The 1278-nt window shown below is 58.4% G+C and carries 1 protein-coding gene; it reads right to left on the bottom strand.

All coding sequences use genetic code 11. The annotated features are described in order from the left end of the window. Positions 1-145: 145 nt before the first annotated feature. Positions 146-1278: IS110 family RNA-guided transposase (locus AX725_RS16415; RefSeq protein ID WP_202185051.1), on the bottom strand; the 1133-nt coding region annotated here is incomplete at its 5' end.

Raw genomic sequence — 1278 nt, 5'->3', positions numbered from 1 at the left:
ACCATAATCCGTATTCACATCCCCGGATCGAGCAAAGGCGGATGCGGACCAAACTACTACTGGGCGTTTTCAGGCGCCATCAACTTTCCCGGTCACACATCACACCAATCCGCGTCGCCTTATCGAGCCTGTTGCAACATAAGCATCAGGCGGCGCGGAGCTCGGCACCTTGAGGGACCAGACCGGTCTCCACAAAGCGCCAAAGCGCGATTAACAATTTTCGGGCGAGCGCAACGATCCCCACCTTTGCCGCGCGAGCGCCGTTGCCTTTGAACCGGTTGCGATACCATACGGTCAGTTCGCTACTTGGCTGATATTTCAACCAACACCACGCAAGCTCCACCATCTGCACACGTGTGCTTCGGTTACCGGCTTTGCTGATGCCCTGATCACGCGACACGTCGCCGCTGGCGAAGGGCGCCGGAGCTAACCCAAGGAAGGCCGCGACGTGTCGTCGGCTTTCGAACTTTCGGCAGAAAACCTCTGCAACCAACATTGCCGCGCTGTTCGGACCAATGCCCTTCAGCTGCTCAAGGCGAACCGCTTTCTCTCGGCATGGGAAGGTAGACTCCTCATGGAGCACAACTTCAGCGCGGTCCCGCTCGATGTCCTTGATCTGATCGTTGAGCAACGCGAGCCGTTCGAAACAGCGCTCAATTTGTCGACGAAGGTTTGGTGGCAAAGGCCGCCCATCGCCGGTGCGCATGTCGTCGAGCTGTTTTGACCAGTCACCGCCCTTGATGGCTTTGACAGATCGTATGCCCTGTAATGCAAGTAGCCCCCTGATCCGAGAGATAATTCGGGTGCGCTCGTGCACGAGATCGCCGCGCTCCCGCATTACTCGGCGCGCGTCCTCTTCCTCGGGAGAGGGCACGTCCACGACACGGCACACGCTTTTGTCGCCAGCGAGATAGGCTTTGAGGATCCCGATCATTGCTTCGGCGTCGATCCGGTCGGTTTTTGCGCGCCTGCCTCGCCGCGACACGAGGAAGCTGGCGGGATCCAGCACATAGGTATCGATGTCGTTCGACCGCAGTAGCCTTGCGAGCCAGAAGCCATCATATCCAATCTCGAAGCACAGGCGAATGGCGGCAGGTTCACCGATACGATCAGCGGCCTTGCACTCAAGATTGCGAAGGTGACTGATCAGTTCCGCGCTGTTCCCGGCAGGAATTGTCCGTAGCGAAGGCTTCGCCGCTCCTGGCGAGAGCGAAGCAACAAGCCAGTTGCGCTTGCTGAGCTCAACGCTGACAATGACAGAAGTCTTGGGGCAGTAAT

Source organism: Blastomonas sp. CCH9-A1, assembly GCF_001557175.1.
Taxonomy (GTDB): Bacteria; Pseudomonadota; Alphaproteobacteria; order Sphingomonadales; family Sphingomonadaceae; genus Blastomonas; species Blastomonas delafieldii_A.
Note: the sequence above shows the minus strand (reverse complement) of the source record. Positions and strands in the feature narration are given on the sequence as shown.